The 17,346-nt window shown below is 41.6% G+C and carries 9 protein-coding genes; 1 reads left to right on the top strand and 8 read right to left on the bottom strand.

All coding sequences use genetic code 11. The features are described from left to right. Positions 1–726: 726 nt before the first annotated feature. Positions 727–1,878, top strand: a complete 1,152-nt coding sequence (locus tag AB3G73_RS22305) for an ISAs1 family transposase (RefSeq protein ID WP_367744371.1) — start codon at positions 727–729, stop codon at positions 1,876–1,878. 254 nt (positions 1,879–2,132) lie between these two features. Here AB3G73_RS22305 and AB3G73_RS22300 read toward each other — a convergent pair whose 3' ends face one another. The 8 genes from AB3G73_RS22300 to AB3G73_RS22265 all read right to left on the bottom strand — a co-directional run bounded on the left by AB3G73_RS22300 (position 2,133) and on the right by AB3G73_RS22265 (position 17,182). Beyond that, complete coding sequence (locus AB3G73_RS22300; RefSeq protein ID WP_254883808.1) at positions 2,133–3,671, bottom strand: glycoside hydrolase family 28 protein; 1,539 nt, start codon at positions 3,669–3,671, stop codon at positions 2,133–2,135. Positions 3,672–3,758: 87 nt separating this feature from the next. Further along, positions 3,759–5,114, bottom strand: a complete 1,356-nt coding sequence (locus AB3G73_RS22295; RefSeq protein WP_367745628.1) for a pectinesterase family protein — start codon at positions 5,112–5,114, stop codon at positions 3,759–3,761. A 124-nt stretch (positions 5,115–5,238) separates the two neighbouring features. After that, the gene (locus AB3G73_RS22290; protein ID WP_004309424.1) at positions 5,239–6,882 is read right to left on the bottom strand and encodes a DUF5123 domain-containing protein; all 1,644 of its coding nucleotides are present in this window, start codon (positions 6,880–6,882) and stop codon (positions 5,239–5,241) included. 18 nt (positions 6,883–6,900) lie between these two features. Next, a complete protein-coding gene (locus tag AB3G73_RS22285; protein WP_004309423.1) occupies positions 6,901–8,802 on the bottom strand; it encodes a RagB/SusD family nutrient uptake outer membrane protein in 1,902 nt (633 codons plus the stop codon). A gap of 24 nt (positions 8,803–8,826) precedes the next feature. Further along, positions 8,827–12,036 carry a SusC/RagA family TonB-linked outer membrane protein gene (locus tag AB3G73_RS22280; protein WP_367745627.1) on the bottom strand — a complete coding sequence of 1,070 codons (3,210 nt, stop codon included), beginning with the start codon at positions 12,034–12,036 and terminating at the stop codon, positions 8,827–8,829. Positions 12,037–12,072: 36 nt separating this feature from the next. Next, a complete protein-coding gene (locus tag AB3G73_RS22275; protein ID WP_367745625.1) occupies positions 12,073–14,448 on the bottom strand; it encodes a BACON domain-containing carbohydrate-binding protein in 2,376 nt (791 codons plus the stop codon). 31 nt (positions 14,449–14,479) lie between these two features. Then, positions 14,480–16,288, bottom strand: coding sequence for a DUF5123 domain-containing protein (locus AB3G73_RS22270; RefSeq protein WP_259022252.1), 1,809 nt, complete (start codon positions 16,286–16,288; stop codon positions 14,480–14,482). 12 nt (positions 16,289–16,300) lie between these two features. Further along, positions 16,301–17,182: a hypothetical protein gene (locus AB3G73_RS22265; protein ID WP_074636970.1), complete on the bottom strand. Its 882-nt coding sequence runs from the start codon at positions 17,180–17,182 to the stop codon at positions 16,301–16,303. Positions 17,183–17,346: the final 164 nt, after the last annotated feature.

Raw genomic sequence — 17,346 nt, 5'->3', positions numbered from 1 at the left:
GAGGGCAGACTATAACAGCAAGTAATGGCGAAAATTAACCGCCGTGAAATTAACCATCGTTATTTTTAGGAGGCATTATTAGATTTTATAACAGAACCAAATGATTGGAATAACTTGGAATAGATCGGCCTAGGAATTAAACACCATTTTTTCTGTCAACTTTCGCTTCCTCCTGCAAAAGATTTTTCATTTTCATTTCTCATATTCTCATAGTATTCATATAAAGCAAAGACTGTCAAACAGATAGTCTATGAGAAATGATTTCTAAATAGGCATTTCTCATAGTTTTTTGGCCAAACGCCCCGGATTTTACCTCATTTCTCATACTTACTGGAGGCATTTCTCATAGTGTATCCGGAGGATTGATTTCCCATCAACAGAACTTATTGCTTCTTTTCGTGTGTACTGCTTTTATTCCTACAGCAATGACATTTTACAAACAATTCATTGTTTGTTTATATGAAATGTACTCGTTAATAAGTTATTAATCAATGGATAATACCGTTTTTTCTAAGGAGGAAACCAATCGTTGCACTCCAGTGAACAGATCCTTGCACTCTAGTGGAAAGAACCGTTCACTGGAATGCACAGGGCAGACGCATTATATTTTTTACTATCCTACTCCTGTTTTCATTCTATTTATATAATTGATTATTAACTTATTAATTCTTTCTTATTTCGACTATTTTCCTTATCTTTATAAGATATTATAAAACATAAACTAACATGAAAATAGGGATAATTGACCTTTGTAAACAAATAGAAGATCCTAGAATGAACCGTAAAAAAGTCCATAAAATGGAAACCATCGTCTATATATCCATTGCTGCTGTAATTTGTGGTGCCCAATCCTGGAATGAGATTGAGGAATTTGGCAATGCCAAAATTGCTTTTTTCAAAAGTCGCATACCTAATCTGGAGTTCATACCCAGCCATGATACTTTTAATAGATTCTTTAGCATCATAAAGCCCGAATATTTTGAGTTGATCTTCCGTAATTGGGTCAAACAAGTCTGTCAGGAGGTGAAAGGGGTTATAGCTATAGATGGCAAACTTATGCGTGGTCCAAGTAAATGTGACGGAGAACATACGACGGGAAAGGAAGGATTCAAATTATGGATGGTTTCCGCATGGTCCGCTGCCAATGGAATTTCTTTAGGACAAGTGAAGGTGGATGATAAAAGTAATGAAATTACCGCTATTCCATTGTTACTAAACTCTTTGGATCTCAATGATTGCATTGTCACAATTGACGCGATGGGCTGCCAGACAGATATAACACGGACCATCATTGAGCGTGACGCAAATTATATTATAGCTATAAAGGATAACAAGAAGAAAAACTATCAACTGACCAAACAGATCATTGAAGATTATCAGGATAAAGACGAAATAATCAATAGAGTCACCAGGCATGTGTCTCAAAATACCGGACATGGAAGGATAGAGACAAGAACTTGTACTGTAGTTAGTTATGGACCTATAATGGAAAAAATGTTTAAAAAGAAACTTGTGGGACTGAAGTCTGTTGTTGGGATAAAATCGGAAAGAACAATAGTGGCAACAGGAGAATATACACAAGAGGTAAGATACTATGTAACTTCAATGGATAATACCAAACCGGACGAAATTTCCTCTGCCATCAGACAGCATTGGTCTATTGAAAATAATCTGCATTGGCAACTGGATGTTACCTTTCGAGAAGACTATAGTAAAAAGGTCAAAAATGCAGCCAGAAACTTTTCCGCAGCAACAAAAATGGCACTTACTATCCTGAAGAAGGATAAAACAACTAAAGGAAGTATGAATCTAAAAAGGCTAAAAGCTGGGTGGGATGAAAAATATTTATCAAAACTTTTACAGGATAATGATTTTTAATGCGTCTGCCCTGCTGGAATGCAACGATCTGTTCACTAGAGTGCAACAAACCGGATAGTGGTAAGAAAAAACGGTTATGATGAAGGAAAAACAGATAAGTATACGGTAAATAATACACAGAAAAGCTATAAACAACAGAAAGTTGCCAATTAAACTGAAGAAGGAAAGGAGTATGAGAATAAGATGAGAAACACCTCGGAACCTATGAGAAAAGGGTTGGACAAGCTGTTATCCAACCCTTAATTTGAACTCTATTAATTCTTTGTAAGCAGCCGTTTTTCTGAAATTGTCCCATATTCTTTGCCATTGATAGTAATACCTGTTGTATTCTCTATCTGTATCATCGAATCATCGGGAGTTTCTATATCCACATTCTCTATGCTAATCTTTGCAACTTTATTAATTACGATACCTTGCTTCGCGCCCGTTACCACCATATTCTTTATGGAAATGTTCTCAATCGGCATTTCGGGAAGTCCGTTCAGATACACCGCCCGTCCGGCTCCCTTGCAGAACACGTCCGAGATATGTATGTTCCTGAATGCCGGAGTTTCTTCGGTAACATCCGGCACAGGCCCGCCCGGAGCACCTTTGGTGGCATAATACAAGTCGGCAATCAAGGCATCATTCGGAATGTCTATCATATTGATATGGTTGATATAGATATTCTCCACAACACCGCCACGACCGCGGACACTCTTGAACCGCAGCCCTACATCCGTACCGATAAACGAACATTCGGATACATACACATTCTTCACGCCGCCGGACATTTCGCTACCAATGACGAATCCGCCATGACCGTGCAACACGGTATTGTTTTTCACAATCACATTCTCGCAAGGCTCTCCACGCCTGCGCCCGTCTTTATCCTTTCCCGATTTCAGACAGATTGCATCGTCACCCGCGTCGAAGAAACAGTTCGTTATCAGTACATTCTTGCAGGATTCCACATCGAGCGCATCCCCATTCTGCGAGTACCACGGATTGAACACCTTTACATCATTCAACGTCAGGGATTCGCAAGACAAAGGATGAAGGCACCAATTCGGAGAATTTTTAAAAGTCACGCCTTCCAGAAGCACCTTTCTGCTCTTCACAATGCTTAGCAGAACAGGGCGCAACCAGCTTTTCATTTTTTCCCATTCTTTTATATCCATGTCCGGACGCTTATTTCCCCAGTCTGCCATAAGCACGGAAGCCTTTAAAGCACCTTCATCAGGATACCACACCTTGCCGCTTTCATCTACCTTACCACCGGATTGAAGCAACTTTTTCCATTGTCTATCCGTCATCTTATCCTTTTTGACGGGACGCCACCGGTCTCCCGCCCCATCGAAAACACCGTAGCCGGTGATGGCTATGTTTTCCGCATTTATTGCCGAGATAGGCGACTGGCAACGTCGCGTATCCAATCCTTCAAACGAAGTCGTGACGATTGGATATAAAGAAGTATCACTACTGAATACAATCAAAGCATTCTTTTCAGCGTGCAAATTGACGTTACTCTGCAAAACAATGGGACCTGTCAGCCACAAGCCTTCCGGAATGATCACTTTGCCCCCGCCTTTGTCGTGAACCGCTTTGATAGCCTTATTAATAGCCTCTGTATTCAGCGTCACACCATTGCTTTTTGCTCCAAAATCACAGATACTCACCTGATAATCGGGGAAAACGGGACGTTCCACTTTAGGCATGGAGAAAGGAAGGTCTTTATATAAATCTTCCATTTCTATCGTTTGATCCTCCGAGTTTGAATATGCCTGACAAGATGCCAATAACAAGAGTCCCATCAGCATTACTCTGAAATCCTTTTTCAAAAATCTATTCATACTTATCTTTATTATGTATCAAAACCTATTGAAATATACTATTTATTTTCAACGGGAAAGAATCGCCTTATTTCCCAAAGAACCATACTGATTCACGGCACAAACTTGCAATATCATCACCGGATATTCAGGAAGAGTCAGATACATTCCACGTGTCATACCTACTACCCTGTCTCCACTGAAAACAATATACCCCGTCGCATCCTTCACACTTTTCCACTCCAGTCTCCGGCCTTTTCTTTTAAGCCCCTTCGGAGCAGGAAGTTTTTCCATCATCACGCGGGGATTCCACTGATCTGTTCCGGGAATTATATTCTCATAAGTATAAGTAGCAGCCTCTTCTGCCGTAATCACCGCACGACTGGTTCCTTTCGGAGCATTCTCACCACGTCCCTCATATTCCGTCTTACGCTGATCCAGTTGCAGGACATTACCCGCGGCATCCCGACTGTCATATTCGGCAAACAAAGCAGGGATTGCACCCATATTTGCCCAACCTTCAGGAGAAATGGGAATATTCATAGTAGTGTGAATATAAACCGTCTTTGGCGAATTATGCCACGGACGTCCCAGTTTCACCCCCCACTTCTTTACATTAGCCGCCGCTTCGTTACCATCTATCGTACAGTCTCTGAAAACATACCCCCATTTCGCTTCCTTATGACAAGGAGCTACAATAATAGCACCGCTACGAGTATTATAGAAAGTACAATTTTCCGCCAGTACATTTCCTCCGCCATAGAAATAATCTACCGCTCCTTCAATCCAACAATCTTTGACGTAATGTCGTGCAGTATCATTGCCTGTAGTCATCCATGTATCCTGAAAAGAACGGAAGTTACAATTATTAAATGCGATACGATCCGCCTGACTGCTCATTGCCAAAGCTTGCGGCCCTTTCTGGCTATCCACTCCCCAATCGTTAACATAAGAGATGTTTTCCGAATAGAAATCAGGCGCTTCAATCTTCACTACACTGCCATCGTATTTATAGACATCCGATTCCGGATTATGAACAGAATGCCTCCAATAGTCCGTATCTGTCGAAGTAGCCTCAGGTTTGCCACCCACATTCAGACTGTGGTGAATGATGGTTTTATCTTTGTCCTGTCCTATCAAATGGATGAATGTTTTTGTCTTTGGTATAAATAGGTACTCTCGATAAGACCCATTCTTCACAAATATACACCAAGGCGTCTTTGAATTTTCGGGTGCGACATCAATAGCCTCTTGCACCGTTCTGTAATCACCACTGCCATCTCTTGCCACTACAGCCTGAAAAGGAGAATTACTTTCACCGGAATGATTCCTATCTATAAGCCCCCTCCCATCAGCACCCCAGACTGGGGAACACAAGGAGAACAGCAAGATGACTCCCTGTAAAATGCATTGTATCTTCTTCATACTTCAATTATGTAAATTTTATATAGAGGAAAAAAACAGCCCCCGGTTTCTTTTCCCAAGGGCCATTTGTTTTCAGAAAAACGATTACCTGTTCATAACCAGTATGGTCCTGACAATGATCCGGTTATGGAATCCAACGAGTATCACCGGAACGATTAGTGACAATCGGAGAATTCGAATCCTTGATTGTCAGATCGCCCTTTTCCGGGTCAACAAACAGTTCGGCAGCAGTCATATCCAAATCGGTTGCATTGATCTTACTACCACCCAACGCATAATCTTTCGTTGTATAATTGTTAGAGAAGCTAGTGGTAGTATTGGCACCGATTGAATAAATTTCACCACACGGTGAAGCCAAGACTACTCCTTCCAACACCAATTCCGAACCAACAGCAGACTGTATATTAATCATACGCTGATTGCGACAGAAGCTGTAGAAGGTTACATTTTTATATTCCAGATGAATAGGTTTGTCCAGATTGGGAGCATAGAAGATGTTACCCCAGCCCCAGCCGTCTGTACTGTTGTTATCTCTACTGAATGTGCAGTTTCTGAAAATAACTCTTTCCAGATGATCATAAGAGTTACCTTCCTTGTCTGTCGATCCAAGATGGAACGTACCGTATGCACCTGTCTGCCAACCGCATTGTTCAAACTTGCAGCCTTCCATTTCGAAGTTCATCAGATGTTTATTGTTAGCTCCCTGATGACGCCAGAATCCACGTCCGAATCCATAGAAGTCGCAATTAACGAAACTGATATTCTCCAGCGTGTATGCATTACCACTATTAAAGAAATAACTATTCAATATCTCCTGCCGGAATTCGACATTTACAAACTCTATACCGGAAATATAAGATCCGGCAACCACATTCCATGAAGATTCCATAGTGACAATAGGCTTAATGCCTTCCGTGCTACCGACCAGCCGGAAACCTTTCTTTATTGCAAATGGACTCAAACGATAAGAAGAACCAGCCGGCAAGAAATATTCGGTACCCTCCGGAATCTCCGCATTATCATTATTATCAGTCAGAAGTTTCGTCAAATCATCATCCCAACCTACCGTAATAGATTCGGCAGCCGGTCCCGCTGTACGGAAAGTAGCCTGATTATAAGGTTTGTCATATTTCCTCGGCTTACTTGTATCGTAAATATTAACCGCATACAGTGTATTCTTATCCAGACCAGTCACTTCGGCACGTCCCTGTGCTTTTTCCTCTTCAGTCAGATAACGGGATACATTCGCTAAAGTTTTGTCCATCATCGGCATCACGCTGATACTGTCCACCGGATTCTGTACATCTACTTTCCAACGAATGATAGCAGAGTTTTCTGTTATCTCTGTTTTTGATACGTCTTCCAATAACTTCGCATATTCCGGTCTGGCCTCTGTAGAAGCATTCGTATAAGTCCATTGAGAATTATTGACTGCATTTGCCGCATTCGAACGCACACGAATATAGAACGTTGTTCCATAAGGGATATCGTCCAGAAAGACAAATGGCTCAGTTGTATCTACCGACATAAACAAACTTTTGTAATACGTATCCTGATGCAACTCTACCGTATAGGATGATGCATCATTTACTTTATACCACACCAAAGTAATAGAATTACTCTTCACCTCCGGTTTCTCCAATACGAATCTGGGCTGAAACAGATCGTCTATTTTGTTATATTGGTCGTCTTGGCAACTTGTGAAAAGCGCTCCCCACAACAAAGCAGGCAATAAGACTGTTGTCAATCTATATAGTAACTTCATCATAACATTCATTTTTACTGGTTAATATCCATAATAGTTTTGAATAGCCCCTCTATGGTCTGTAATTACTTGTGAAGGATAAGGACACAAATATCTCAACGGATCAGAAGGTTTCACACTCTTGTCGTTATTCAGATTGATAAATCCTCTGAAACTCCAGGAAATCTCTTTCAAGGTCTCAAATTGCTGCGTTTCCGAGTTCAGGACTCTCCATCCAATAGCGTATGCCAACGTTTGATAACCGGCAGGTTTACCCGTTCCGAATTCTTCTTTCTCAATGCCGACTATATCCAGAATGGTTCTGTCCGGATGTTCCGGATCAGGGACTGACTTATAATAAATATTTTCAGGTACTTTATCAATACCCGGTATATAGGTACCATTGGCAACCAACCCCCAATTAATCATTTCAAAATAGAGATTATAGATCACCTCACTGTACTTATTCCAACGGGCCAAGTCATATTTACGGATACTTTCACCCCCAAATTCCCATTTTCGTTCGTCCATGATCGCTTTAAAGAAATCGTCTTCACTATTCAGGCTTTCTACGTAAGATTCTACTTTCGAAGCCCACAAAGAAGAATCAAACGCACGCCGCCTTACCCTCTTCATCGCTTCCTTTGCATCATCACGCGGTCCGAACCGCTCGTTCACCGCTTCAGCATACATCAACAACACATCTGCAAACCTCATGCGTATGCTATTGATACCCGTTCCCGCACCACTGGAAGAGCCTAACGGAGACTTCATTTTAAGTTTCGACCATTTACCTACTCCCATGCCGGCGATTCCCATATCCATCTCCTGATTCAGGTTCTTATCGTATTTGTAAGGAGCACACGTAACGTCACGACGCAAATCATCCCCATCAAATGTAAACATATACGTACCACAATAATGCAGATAGTTGCTGGCACTTCCATACTCGTGCTTGTCACCGGCAATCGTTACACCTACATTATACCCGTAACGGCTGGTCACACTTTTCAGCATAGGGATAGCAAAAATCACATCGTCATTATTCGCCGTCGTCCAATTGCATTCATTGTACCAAAGTTCTTCGTAACTCTGTTTCAAATCATGCTTGTTTTCCTTGATTACTTTACCCAGATAGGTGATAGCGATATCATAATAATGCTCGAAATTGTCACCACGTTCCATATATCCCACGTTGTCCGGATTCTCTTTATCGGGACGTAAAGACCATCCTCCACGATACAAAGCCAGTTGTCCGATAAGTGCCTGGCAATATTCGCGGGAAGCACGCTCTACTCCGTAATCCAGATCGGCGGCATATTTCATCATCGGCTCTACATCAATCAACTCGTCAATCAGGTATTCCAGTATCTTGTTCCGTTCCGTCACACCGACTGAAAAGAAATCATCTGTGGATTTCGAAGGTTCGGTCACAAAGACGACATCTCCCCATGTACGAATCAAATCCAGATAAAGCATCGCACGAAGTGTTTTCACCTCTCCGTACATCTGTTGTATTTCAGTCGGTCCCTCCTCTTTTATCTGTAAGGAGAACAAAGAGGAATTTTCCATTTCATGCAGGAAGTCGTTCGCATAATTGATCACGGAATACATATTGTTCCATGTACTATTCAACGTATTCCAGTAGGGTTTGGAATCGAAACAACCGATATCCGCACCGGTGGCCGCTACGGTATTATTCTTAAAGGAAGACATTTCTACATCCGTATTCGTATTCAGGCTGTTGGCAAGCGTACTGCCATACATACCGTCTTCTGTCATTGCAGAATACATTTTAGTCATCAATGCTTTAGCTTCCTCTTCTGAAGTAAAAACGTATCCGGGGGTAAATCCTGAAGGAGGCTCCACATCCAAAAAGTCATTACAAGATGTGAAAGAGAGCATCGCGCAGGCTATGGTTGAATATAATAACTTCTTATTCATTGTTCTTTCATTTTAGTTAGTTTATTAAAAGGTCAATTGCACACCGAACGTGTATGTGCGGCTTCTCGGATATCTGTTATTATCGATATTCGGCGTTAATCCGGTAGCAATGTCTACCTCCGGATCATAACCGCTATATCCGGTAATCGTAAACAGGTTGTAACCTGACGCATAGAAACGTACTTTGCTCAAACCCACTTTATTGGTCCATACACGTGGCAGTGTATAGCCGATAGTAATCGTATTGAGACGCAGGAAAGAACCGTCTTCCACTGCATACGACATCGCAATGGGACGTCCGATAGAAGTCGGATTCCACATCGTCGCATTCTTATTAAACTCTGCAAGAATTTCCGGACTGTAACGAATTTCATTACCCATATCGTCAAAATTACGCCAACGCTTCGAAGCAGAGATATCCATGCTGAAGTTGTTATAATTATTGCTTGACCATGTAGTCATCATTACTTTATTGGCATTGAACACATCGAAATCATACATAAAATTAAAGAACGTGCTTACATCAAAACCTTTAAAAGTTGCATTGAGTCCAAATCCTCCCGAGAACTTCGGAGTCGTATTACCGATCACCGTACGGTCGTCATCCGTCAACGTATACGGATTGGCACTATTTTCATCCACCGGAGTCAGTTTTTTAAATTTGGCATTACCCGGACGCGGGTCACCGGACAACGGGCTGGAGTTTACGACTCCGTCTTTCAATGTCCATGTTCTGGATTTTGAATCAAATGGCTTGAAATCATCCACTGTATAGAAACCGTCATTCACAAATCCATAGATCAAACCGGTAGTACCTCCTACGTAGGCACGATAATCATCTGAATTCAAGAGTTGAGAGCCTGCCCAGCCAGAAGAAAGCACCATTTCCTTTTCACCACTAGCCAGCTTGTCGATCTTGTTTTTATTACGACCGATATTAAACGTCGCGTTCAATGTAAAGTCCGGACGGTCGATGATATAACCGGTCAGAGACAATTCCACCCCTCGGTTCGAAGTCTGTCCCACATTCTCCATAAGATGTGTGTAGCCTGTATAGCCGGGAATAGTAGAAGAAAGCAGTAAGTCTTTCACCGTGTTCCAATAGAATTCCAATGATCCGCTTAACCGTTCTCTGAAAAAGCCGAAGTCAACGGCAAGGTTACGGGTAATGGTAGTCTCCCATTTTACATGGGGATTATATAGTTCTTTCGTGTTATAAAATTGATAATAGTACCGGCTCGTTTCTCCCCAACCCGCAGGCCGGCTGCTGCTGATACCATACAATTTCTGATAAATATCGGAAGAGATACGGTCATTTCCAGAAGCACCATAACTTACTCTCAATTTAAGGTTCGACACCACTTCACTCTCTTTCAAAAAGTCCTCATTAGACATACGCCATGCAACAGCTGCTGCCGGAAAAAATCCCCAGCGATTGCCTGAAGCAAACTTCGATGAACCATCGGCACGCAAGGTCACGGTAGCGAGATATTTATCCTTATATCCATAGTAAGCACGACCGAAAAAAGAAGAAATGCGTGTGGGCGAACCGGCAGAAGACTTATTCTCGTAAGGAGTACCCAAAGACAGGTTATCAAATGCCTTTTCCGCAGTTGTATTCACTGGAAAATAGCGGGTAGTATAGGTCTTACGGCTGGATTGGGAACTCTTCATTTCTTGTCCGACCATCAATTGAATATCATGCGCGTCATCCAACATAAAGTTATAGTTAAACACATTGGACAATTGCCATTTGGAACCTTGAGACATACTCCACTCAGCCATTGGCTGGTTATTATTATTCTTGGCGTTAGGTGTATCAGTGCCCCAAAAACTTCGAGACTCCTCTGTATTATTTTCAAAGCCGAATTCCGTACGAAAAGTCATGCCTTTCATTATATTCCAAGTCAGAGCACCTATCGTATTGAGAGACTTATTAATTCTTTTCTTATAATTCTTTTCAGATTCTTCTTTCGGGTTAAAGCGGGTTTTCTCATCCAATAAATCAGGATCATAATAAGTATCATCTTCCGGCAACTTCATATATTCATCCAATCCTTCAGTGGGTGCCTGACGGAGTGCATCCAAAAGACTCACCCCATCCGTACCGGAACCGTCCACTTCTTTATGCAACAAACGGGTGCGATACTCAAAAGTCAGGAATTTAAAGAGCTGGGTATTCAGACTCACATTCAGGTTGTTCTGTTTCAACCCGTTCCCCATCATTACACTAGGACGGTCCTGATGGATAAATGCCACTTTATACTTCGTTTTCTCTGTACCACCATTGATACTAAGGTCTACATATTTAGATACCGGATTTGTTCCAAAAATTTCATCCTGCCAGTCCGTTCCTTTATCTCCCTGATAAATATAGAATTCATATGCTTGTCCATACTTATTAAAGAAATCGTCGGGTATGGAATTCTTTTGACGGGCATTCTCATATTGCATCAAAACATATTCGTAGGGATCCATCACGTCCAGCTTGTTTGACAATGTGCTTGTTTGCAAGTAAGTATTTAAATTGATAGATACGCGTCCCTCCTTAGCTTGTTTAGTAGTCACCAGAATGACACCATTAGCACCGCGAGCTCCATAAACTGCCGTAGAAGCAGCATCTTTCAAGACATCGATGGACTCTACATCTGTCGGTGGAATATCATTTAAACTTCCCACTTCAAATCCGTCTACCAAGATCAGCGGACTGTTGTCCTGCGTGATCGAACCTCCACCACGCACCAATATTTTAATTTCCGCATCCGGTGATCCATCCACTGCCGTCACCTGCACACCCGGCATTTTACCGACAATAGCCTCTGCAACGGAAGCAGTCGGTACTTTTTCGAGAACCTTGCCCGATACACTCGATACCGAACCAGTCAGATTTCCTCTTTTCTGTGTACCATAACCGATTACGACCACATCATCCAGTTGTCCGACGGCTTCCGTCATCTGAATATGAATTCCGGAAGTACGTCCTTTCAACGGTTCTTTCACTTCATTCATTCCGACATAACGGATAGTCAACACAGCTTTATTCACATCAGGAACATTGGTCAGTGTAAAGTTTCCGTCCATATCGGTAGTAGTACCTATTTTTGTGCCTTGCACCATTACTGCGGCACCTATTACCGGCCCGTAGTTATCTGTCACCGTACCGGTTACGGTCTGTGCAAAACCACTGACCGCCACCAATAACAGGGTGAATATACTTATAATTAGTTTATTCATTATACTAAAGTTTTTTGTTACAAAATATACGGTTTACTATTTCTTCTCGATAACCTGACCGCCCAGATTCTGATTGTAAACAATATGCTGAACCAGGTTATGAAAATAAACTTCCAGATTGGAATAACGCCCGTTGGGATCTACTGACGTACTTATCTGTGCAGCATCATCCGGATTATTCGGATCAAGTCCGTAAGCTTCTTCCCAAATATCAGGAATTCCATCGCCATCCGTATCAGGCCAGGCTTTCAACGATTTAACTTCAGGATATCCTTCTGTATCTCCTACCGTATCAATAATTCCAGGACGCGGTTTTTCATCCTTCGAACCAGTCCATGTAGAAGTACCTCCTCTGACCTCTTTCACGATACGTTGATCAATAATATCTCTGCGCAAAGAGGCGCCGGCATATTGCAATACCTTTTCATAGGCTTGCTCGGGTGTATGGCTGGTCACCTTACTAAATGGCTGCGGTTCCGCCATTCTCATTGCATGCATTTCTTCTTCTGTAGGATGCAAATCGCGCCAAAATTGACTCCAGATTCCATTCGTCCAGTTATCTGCCGTAACTTCTGCACTGGCAGTCACATGGTTGCCCTCGATATATGCTCTGGCGGTAGGATCACTTGACAGAACTCTCCACGACATACTTCCTGTTCCGGTAGCCGGTCCTGCTTTATAATAGCAGTTGACAATATTGAACGTTCCATATTTTCCACCATAACAGCCAAATCCGGCTTCACTCCAGTTATAATAGACATTGTTTCGTACATCAAAATATCCGATATGGTCACCGGCTCCTTGGGTTCCGGGTTCCGGCATATCAGAAATTCGGGGAGCACGGCTACTATGATGTGCCATCAGAATATGATGGTAAGAAGCATTATCACCACTAAACATCGCTCCATACCCATGAGCTCCTTTGGCATGATTGGAATTATTCAAGCTCTCTGTTGACATACACCACTGCGCAGTAAAATTCTGACAACCATAGAAAGACAGAGTTTCATCAACTCCCCAACTGGCAGTAACATGATCGACAATCGCATTCGTGAAATATCTTCCTCCAATAGCATCTTCGGCATAATCCTCGTATCTGTCACCGGGACGGCAACGTAAGAAACGAATAATTGCATTCATTTCTTTGCTGTCTGCCGACAGATTAAAAGAGAAATTATAGTTCTTCAACGTGATACCATCGCCCGGAGCTGTCTGTCCCAAGATACTTACATTGGGATGATCTACTAAAAACAATCCACGCTTCAGTTCTATGATACCCGAAACATCAAAGATGATATTCCGAGGCTGGTCGGACTTCTCGATTCCATAACGCAGACTTCCTTTGATGGGAGTTTCATTTTTGCCATAATCTTCCAGATTAGTAACCCGATAGATTTCACCGCCACGGCCTCCGGTTGTAAAACGTCCACCTCCCTCCGCACCGGGGAAAGCCAAAAGTTGTCCGGCCGATGGGTCGTCACCAATACTCGTATCAGGTTTACCATACTGAAATACCTCTATCTTCTGTTCCAACACGCTGTTCTTTATGGTCACAGAAGAAGTGCGTGGAAAACGATCTGTATTATCTTGTATTTTCAGTACGATTGCATCTTCTGTCGAAGCTTCCTTATCCAAAGTAATCCAGGGTTCGGTTGAAGTCATCGTATATTCTATTGCATATTCTTGAGTGACGGGAATAGTTAGTGCCTTACACTTATAAGGAATAATATATTCATCCTGCTCTACTTCCAGAGTCGTTTTGACTCCTTCCTGAACAATCTCCACAGTCTTACTCATGATGTAATCACCCACTGTCTTAAATACGATATTCCCTCTTCTCTCCGCTGCCACGTTCAATGCAATAGCAAAGTGAACATTATCCGTCACAAAACTACGGCTCTCCTGTGCAGACTGATCGACTTCCTTGATCCAGTCGGTTTGATCGTCAATCTCTATTTTCCATGCCACATTGGATACAACCTGACAAATCAGAGTAGTTCCTAAAAATGGAATCACTTCTTTTGAATAATCCAGCAAAATATCCGGATCAGTACCCAGTTGTTCTACAGAGATTTCCTGTTCAATCGTCGTATTAACATTCGTCAAAGTAACCTTAATCTTACTTTCACGCTTCGCGTCATCTGTGTTTTCAGTGAAGAATAAACGAAGATCGCCGTTTCCATTTCCACTTTCTTTCGAAAGAGTCAGCCAGCTACCATTACTTTCTGTGACTTTAGCTGTCCAATCGCCGGTTGCAGTCACATTGATAGTAAAAGAACCTCCTACATTGGTGAGTTTCACCTCATTCTTTGATACTTCCAAGTTATTAGCTAATGCTGCTTCGTTCTTTTCGTCATCCGAACTACAAGCCCCAAGCAATCCTGCCAATAATATGATTAGAAATGATCTCATATCCTATATAATTTATTCGTTTATACTTTAACTATTTTCTAATCCAATGCGGATCACCGATTCCTTTGGTATATACTTCCGAACTCTTGTCCTTAATAGTCAGATCCCTTCCCTCAACATCCGTAAAGAGTGCACTCATTGAAGTTGTTTCAGCCGGAAGTTCATTATCGTTTACTCCCCAAGTATTCATGACGAAACCTTGCGTATGATAATTGTCTGCGAATGTTCTGTCTGTTACATTTCTCAAATTAAACCAAGTACCACTGCCTTCTCCGGATATACCACTGAACAGATTATTCTTAACTGTCAATGTGAAACTGCTGGTATTCTTCGGCGACAAGTCAAAGAATGTCATACCTACAGGTGCCATTCCGATGAATGTACAATTCTCTATGGTTATACTCAAATCACCGGTCATGGAACTCAGGCCTGTTATCAATGCTTTAGTCAGATTATTTGCATGGAATGTAGAATTTCTGAACACAATATTGTAAATAGGAGCATCCTGTTTAGTAGACAACCCGAACAATCCGCTGCTACCAGAATTTAATCCGAAGAAACGGCAATCTTCAATAATAAGGTTATCAACAGTTTGCGCCAGTTTGGCATTTACTTCCTGATACCACATCGTGCGTCCCAAATCATTAATATCACATCCTTTCAGCGAAATCTCTTTCACATGGAAATGTTGATTCTTCAACTTGAAGAAATCCGAGTCTGTCGTTTTTATACTCAGGTTTTCAAAATGAACAGCATCAATTTTGTTATCACCGGTAGATATGCTCATATTACCCATTTCCATATAGGCCAGTTTTTGTCCATTTGTCGGTTTCTGCCCTACAATATAGAGGCTCTTTCCGAAATCAGTCTGTCTTCCCAACTTATACTCTCCCCCTGCTTTCAAGAACAGCTTCACTTCAGTTACAGTCACATCCGCCATCAACGCTTTGCATATCTGTTCCAGATTCTCTTCCGGATTCACATATCTATATCCATCCGGTATTCTCATCGGAGCTTCCGGATTTATTTCTTCTTCATCCCATCCTTCCGACGCTATCGTCACTTTATAATCCTGAATCATCGGTTCGTCGGCGTTATTAAGAGCAAAAGCCACCTGTGTAGTGTCATCGGGCAATATAGGGAATGTACCATCAATAGTTTTCGACTGCACCACATTATTATGCTGATCCAAATAATCAATGCGAATACCTATCTCTTTTCCTATCGTCCGCGTCTCAAACAACACCATATCATCTGTATAATTCACACCACCACTGCTGGTAGCTTTATCGCGGATTATTTCTATCGGTGTTTCTATGAATCTGGCATCCGACACTTTATAACCGGAAATCGGACATGAAAGCACAGCGCGTACCGTAGAATATCTCTTATCCGCTTTTTTATCCGTAGCTTTCAGACGGATCACTCCTGTCCGGTTATACATACGAATACTCAACGGATCCTTGAACGGAGAACTGTATTCCACAGGTGCTGAAATAGCATACTTCGTTTTTGCCGCCAGATCTTGCCGAATAATAATATCATTCAAATTACTCGGACAAGGAATCGAATCTGTCTGTGTTGTTGACAGAATCCTATATTTTCCATTAGGTAACTGGAAACGATAATGTGAGGTATAATTAGCAAAATACTCTCCGTTATCTTTATATATAAAAAGAGGTTTGGTTGATAATCCCGTATTCACTGCCCACGGTTCATCATCCAAGAATAATTCGATTTGATTTACTACTGAAGTCGAATACTTATCATCATCAGAGCAAGCATACGTACCCAGTAGAAGTGCCAATCCCACTAAAGAATAAATTATATTTTTTCTCATAAGACTCCTGTTTTAAAATTCAGATTCTTCTATTGTAAATGGTTGGGGTAACATATCAGTTTTACTCATGACCAGACTACGAGTCCACGAATTTTGTAAATACGCTTCCTCTAATATAGGCATATAGACTATAGAATGTTTGGACGGTTCAAAGGCAATGCCTGTATCAAGCGGACTATTTGTGCGGTTTACTTCTTCTCCGCCTTTCAAATATACCACATCTACCGACGTTCTTAAGTCTGCATTGATTGTTGGAAATGAATAAACAGATGCACTAAAGCCTGCAGCCCGATCCACACTAATCGTTATATCCTGTTGAACACATGCTCCGGTTTTTACTTTATAGGCAACACCTACATTCGTAAAAGTGACATTCAACTGGTCAAACCGAGTAATAGCATTGAGTTCATCTGCAGTTTCTCTAGGTTGGAATGTAGCTTGTCCAACCAAACGTTTCAGTTCCAGACTTAGATTACTGACAGAATAGTCTGAAGTCAGATCTACAACATTGGAAATATACACCTGTTTTTGTGCATAGATATCTTGATACACTACCACTTTAGAGAGGCTGTCTACATCGGTCAGATGATCCGCATTCGCTACAGCGAAAGTTTGCAGATTTTCTCCGAGAGGAAGATCTATTTGCAAATTCCCATCGTTTAAAGGTAGATTCTTTCCGTATACCATAGAATCTTTCAGATACGCATAAATGCCAATCTCCGTTATGCCTTGTTCGGTAAAGGTTTCAAGACTTGCCCGGCTAAAACTAACGCTTACAGGATGCGTTTCGGGCTCTTGAGGTAACTCGCCAGATTCCCATCCCTCCTCTATCTGCTGTGAGCAAGAGAAGAAAGTGAGAAATAGTAAAATTGAAAATTTCGTTAGATGTCTCATAAATATTAGTTTATACAGTTTTAAAATACAACAACCATTATAGTGTTCTTTTCCCCAAGGGACAGGGGGGCTTTTTAAGGAGAATTCATACTCCGGAATAATAGATTCATGTTTCTCATTTGTTTAGATTTTCATTATACATTAAGATGTTTTTCGCTAAAGTG

Origin of the sequence: Bacteroides sp. L008 (assembly GCF_040812255.1) — a bacterium.
In the GTDB taxonomy this organism is placed as follows: domain Bacteria; phylum Bacteroidota; class Bacteroidia; order Bacteroidales; family Bacteroidaceae; genus Bacteroides; species Bacteroides vicugnae.
The sequence above is the reverse complement of the archived record's forward strand: the minus strand, read 5'-3'. Positions and strand labels throughout refer to the sequence as shown.